Here is a 4,921-nt window from a genome sequence, read left to right as displayed (position 1 = left end):
CTTTCCAACCCAACTCCCCGCAAGGGGACGGAAACCCATGGCTCCCCCCTTGAGAAAGGGGGGTTGGGGGGATCCTCATCCTCTCCTTTACAGCAGTAGGGATTAGGGAGATCCCACCCTTCCAAATCAACAGCCATAATTAACGGTACTTTTTTACCCCGCTGGGAGTAGATTCCCCCTGGCCCCCCTTACAAAAAGGGGGGAATATTTGTTTTGTCGTTTTTGGCTTAAAGATAAAATTCACTTAGGGGGATGGAAACTGATAAATAGCCCTCCCCTTTGCAACAGGAAAGTTGGAGATCTCGCCCTTTCAAAAAAACAGCCGCAATTAACGGCACTTTTTTACCCCGCTGGGGGTAGATCCCCCCTAGCCCCCCTTACAAAAAGGGGGGAATATTTGTTTGTGCTAGGTTCTGTTTATTTTTCTTAGCCGTAGAAATTACTCTGAATCCGCACCTCATCCCGCAGATGATGCCGCACGACCAACGGCGCAATCACTTCCCCGTTCGGCCCCCAATCCCGCAGTCGCAATACCAAATTCGGATCCGGCCAGCGCACCCAAACCCCATAAAAAATATGATTGTCCGTATCTGAATAACGAGCCAAGAGCGCCTCGATCTGCTGCCGTTCCTGGGGCGCAACCAACTCTGGATTATCAAGGACTTGGCGCAATTGCCCAGGATCCAAACGCTGAAACGTTTCATGGCGATAGGAGTCCCGCACATACCACCGCTCAAATGCCTCAGGGAACCGCAAGATTAAGTACAATTTCGGCAAATAAAAATCAAAGCCCCAAGCCGCTAAGAGCGCTTCTACGATGTCCTCTGTTGTCGGTAAATTGTTTTGGCGCGACATCTGCCGCAGTGTCTCCGGGATCAACTCAGAGCCCTGGGGTAAAACCTCTAGGGACGAGGCGATCGCATCCAGACGATAATTATACCAAGCCACCTTTCCCCAAGGGTCGATGCCATAGGCAGAGAGATATTTCGCCCGCCGCACATAATGCAAACAAACCGGATAGACAATCACATCCGCCTCGCGCCCTTGCTCCCGAAAGACCCGGTAACGAAACCGGACAATTCCCCCTTTTGGCGATCGCCATAACTTCTCTAAGCAAGCTTGATGATCCCCGATGCGATCGCTGGTGTGATGATCCTCAGGGATAATGTGCTCAAAATGCACCAAAATTCGCCGTGGCAATAAGGACAACACCTGACGGTGTTTTAATTGCGTCTCCAGTTCATCCAGACGCAGATGTAAATGTCCCTGCAAAAAAGCAATATCTTCGAGGATATGGGCAAAATCGACCGACTCTCGATCATCATCATTACCTGGAGACGAATGGGTGTCGCGCTCTGGGTTGGGTAATTGATCCTCTGGGATAAACCCATAGGAACCACGCTCTATGGACTTGAGCCAACCCAATTCTTCCAGCATTTTTAAATCCATCTGGAGGGAACGGTGACTCACCCGAAAAGGATATATCTCTAACCGCTTGGTGAGTTCTGCGGTATCCAAACCACTGAAGAGGGACACTTCTTTGAGCCATCGTTGCCGTTTGGTCGGCGCGGTTAGTTGTAAAATTTCTAGGGCGGATTGCTGGCAGATGCAGCTCGTATTAGCACACAGTTGTGACAGTTCCTCTCGCTTGGCCGTCGTGTCTAAATTGTGGCTGCTGGCAAAGAGTTTTTCGCTGAAATCCTTATATCTAAAAGGCTCCGTGATTTGCGATCGCCACTTCTGACCATCATTTCCGTACATCTGCTGTACCATGTACCACAGACGAATACTCCGCTCAAAACGATTGATCAATTGCCCTCCCGATAAACGATGGAGGAGGAGCGGCGTTGGGTTTTCGAGCAAGCTGGCCATAACGAAGAGCCCTTTTCATGGATGGTTAATACTATAGGGTGTCCCGAAGATTCATGGCAAGACAATGGCCCCAGTGCTCCCCTCACCTATTTCGATCTCCCTTTCTCCGACCTGTTATTATCGCGAGCTCCCCTATCAAGTCCTCACCCTTGAGCTGACCAGTGGCGATCGCCTGATCCAACCCCAGGATCTGGGGAAAATCACCATCCCCGCCTCCCTGAATACCCGTGGGGGCGTAGTGATCTCCGGTCGTGCCCCTATTTGGCTCTATGCCTACCTGACCCATGAACTCCACCCGACCGCCTGGGTGGCCTGCTATGATCCCCGCCTCGGTGCCGTGGTAGTCGCGACCCATTCGACCCAAACAAACATTGGTCAAGTCCTCCCCATTGATCCCACCCAAATCGATACCCAGCCCAATCTCGCCCCTGCGCTCCTGGTGGTTGGCCCGAACCACCCCAGCAAAGACCACTTTAGCCAGACTTTACAGCAAACATTAGCCGCCGACTATTCCCAAATTGCCTACCAAAAAGCCCATTGGGAGCCCCAAGGCCATTGGCAACTCCAAGGCCACTCGCCCGCCGAGCAACCGGATGCTACCTATGCAGAAACTCTCCTCAAGCTCCGTCGCCAACGGGATTTGGTTATTGTGGCGGTCAATAGTGATAGCGACCCCAGACAACTCCCCATCCTCGAAGCCTGTAGCCATTATTTGATCATCAGCGATGATCCCCAGGCGATCGCCCCCTGGCACCAATTTTGTGGCGAACGGGCAAATCTTAAGGCCGTCGGCATTGTTCACCACTGCCCCAACAGCCCCGACCAACTCCATAGCCAAAACCCAATTCTAGAGCTCACCCTCGATGCCACCGAACGGGAAGCAACAACGCCACTCCCCGCCCCACTCTTACAAAAAATCTATCAACTGATCCGTTCTCCCTAAGTCGCTAATGCCCTGACTCCCGCAGCGATCGCCGTGCTAATTTGCCATAACTTTTCGCTGTTTCGTAGGGAATCTCCAAGTCCGCTGCGATGGCTTCGAGGCGATCGCCCCGTTCCCGCCGCGCAAGGATCATGGCCCACAATGCTGCTGTTTTTTTGGCGCGATCGCCCCCCTGTCGTTGCCGTTGACCCAAAAAAATCTCCTGTAAATGGGCGACCCTTTCTAATAACAACTGCTCAGCCAGCCCATCCATTGCTAATCGCGGTACTGTTTTATCTCTGCCCAAAACCGTTTGGCCCAAACCAAAGGTGGTCTTGTGACCGGTGCCACAGTAGGGAGCCAGATGACCTAAGGCGGAAAATAAATGGACATAGTCGGTAAATTCTGTCCCCTGGGGCGATACACGAAACACGACAGAACCCACAAATCCAGTCAATAAGCCCCGCTTACCCGCTGCAACCCGCCGCGTCTCAATGTGATGCTGCTGTACCACCACAAATTCATCAACCCAATCTAAAAAATCATCCGCTTGCGGCGATCGCCCCGAAAAATGATTCCATCGGCGCAGATAACTTTGGAATACATTGCGGGGTAGGGGCAAGGGGAAATGTTGACCCCGACGGCGAAAGGCTGTGGGCGAAATAAACTGCAAGGCAACTTGATCGACAACGTCCTTACGCCAGAGACCGCCATAGGTATAGGCGGGCAACGACACATCGATCTTGACAATATCTAGCTCAAATTCTCGTAAGGACAAAACTTGGGGTTGCTGCACCGCTAACCAATGCAACACCCCATCAACTGCTTCCTGGGATAAGCAATGCAAAGACCAGCGGCAATCCACCTTGGGGTCAAGACGCAACGATAGGCCATGACCCTCCATCCAGAGCCGCGATAAACAAAAAGCCTTTTTCCCTTGACCGTCATGTAATGATGCCGATAGTTCGGGGTCAATCTTTTGGATCCCATGGAGAAACCAAGCATGTAGACCCTTAGCATAGTGTTGACCTAAATGACCCCCTGTGCGGGGTCGCAATTGAAAGGTCAAACCTAGTAATTCTGTACGCTTTCTTTTATAGACACTGGCTAAACTCATGGTTAAATTGTGACATTTTCCCGTGGCGATCGCGTCATGGACAGTCAAAGTTTTTCATCACAGCGCATTTCACCATTGCCAAACTTAAGGGAAATAAAAATCATCTGAGTTTGAAAAATATAGCCTTTGTCAAGCTGGTACATGGGTCTCGATTTTTGCGAGTTCCTGGGCTTCTGCTCGTTGTACATGGTACAAATCCCAGCGCAACTGCAAATTTAGCCAAAAATCTGCCGTATTGCCAAAGAATTTTGCGAGGCGTAATGCGGTACTTGGTGTGATTCCTCGTTTTCCTCTAATTAATTCGTTGATCCGCTGGTATGGAACGCGCAATTCAACTGCTAAAGCCTTTTGGGTTAGGCCCAAAGGCTCTAGAAATTCTTGCCGCAACATTTCTCCTGGATGAGTCGGGACGCGATGACTGGGTATACGAACCATAACGATCTATGCCTCACGAATGATAATCAACAATTTCTACCCCACAAGCCATATTCTGTTGTGACCATTCAAAGCAAATTGGAACCTAGAGATTGTTGTTTCCGTCTCCTTGCGGGGTTTTTGGGATGTGGAACGCAGGTCTTTTAATACTTGATGCAAGTTGTTCAATTCTGCAGTTTCCGTCCCCTTGCGGGGTTTTTGGGATGTGGAACTAAGTAACTCAGCACGCTTCGCCCGTTCAACCTCAAACAGGTTTCCGTCCCCTTGCGGGGTTTTTGGGATGTGGAACCACTGATAAAGACTTCAAGAATGCGCTTATTTTTGCTGTTTCCGTCCCCTTGCGGGGTTTTTGGGATGTGGAACTGCTGCGCTTAGTGGACTTGGCTAGACCGGGAATCAAGTTTCCGTCCCCTTGCGGGGTTTTTGGGATGTGGAACCCCGGAAAGTTTGATTGAGCAGCTAGCTGATACCTGCTGGTTTCCGTCCCCTTGCGGGGGTTTTTTGGGGATGTGGAACGAACAAATTACGAAATTCATACGAAACTCCTGCCCCGGGGTTTCCGTCCCCTTGCGGGG

The 4,921-nt window shown here is 50.9% G+C and carries 4 protein-coding genes and 1 CRISPR repeat array; of the genes, 1 reads left to right on the top strand and 3 read right to left on the bottom strand.

The features are described 5' to 3' along the window. Positions 1 to 426: 426 nt before the first annotated feature. Entirely contained in the window at positions 427 to 1,872 is a 1,446-nt protein-coding gene (locus AACR41_RS00270; RefSeq protein WP_030008321.1) for a TIGR03985 family CRISPR-associated protein, read from the bottom strand. A gap of 64 nt (positions 1,873 to 1,936) precedes the next feature. On the opposite strand from AACR41_RS00270, the gene crn3 reads away from it, so the two are divergent. Next, entirely contained in the window at positions 1,937 to 2,815 is an 879-nt protein-coding gene (gene crn3, locus AACR41_RS00265; protein ID WP_030008320.1) for a CRISPR-associated ring nuclease Crn3/Csx3, read from the top strand. Positions 2,816 to 2,819: 4 nt separating this feature from the next. Here the strand turns inward: crn3 and cas6 are convergent, their stop codons facing one another. Further along, positions 2,820 to 3,959 carry a CRISPR-associated endoribonuclease Cas6 gene (cas6, locus tag AACR41_RS00260; protein WP_152551049.1) on the bottom strand — a complete coding sequence of 380 codons (1,140 nt, stop codon included), beginning with the start codon at positions 3,957 to 3,959 and terminating at the stop codon, positions 2,820 to 2,822. Positions 3,960 to 4,040: 81 nt separating this feature from the next. Next, complete coding sequence (locus tag AACR41_RS00255; protein ID WP_030008318.1) at positions 4,041 to 4,346, bottom strand: HigA family addiction module antitoxin; 306 nt, start codon at positions 4,344 to 4,346, stop codon at positions 4,041 to 4,043. Positions 4,347 to 4,443: 97 nt separating this feature from the next. After that, positions 4,444 to 4,783: direct repeats of the CRISPR family, unit length 37 nt; unit sequence GTTTCCGTCCCCTTGCGGGGTTTTTGGGATGTGGAAC. Between the last annotated feature and the right edge of the window lie 138 nt (positions 4,784 to 4,921).

The organism is Picosynechococcus sp. NKBG042902, assembly GCF_963864045.1.
Classification (GTDB): domain Bacteria; phylum Cyanobacteriota; class Cyanobacteriia; order Cyanobacteriales; family MRBY01; genus MRBY01.
This window is presented reverse-complemented; position numbering and strand designations above follow the sequence as displayed.

Excerpts from the sequence above, each read along its gene's own strand:
- crn3 (WP_030008320.1), top strand. The coding sequence starts at position 1,937 with ATGGCCCCAGTGCTCCCCTCACCTATTTCGATCTCCCTTTCTCCGACC.
- AACR41_RS00270 (WP_030008321.1), bottom strand. The coding sequence starts at position 1,872 with ATGGCCAGCTTGCTCGAAAACCCAACGCCGCTCCTCCTCCATCGTTTA.
- AACR41_RS00255 (WP_030008318.1), bottom strand. The coding sequence starts at position 4,346 with ATGGTTCGTATACCCAGTCATCGCGTCCCGACTCATCCAGGAGAAATG.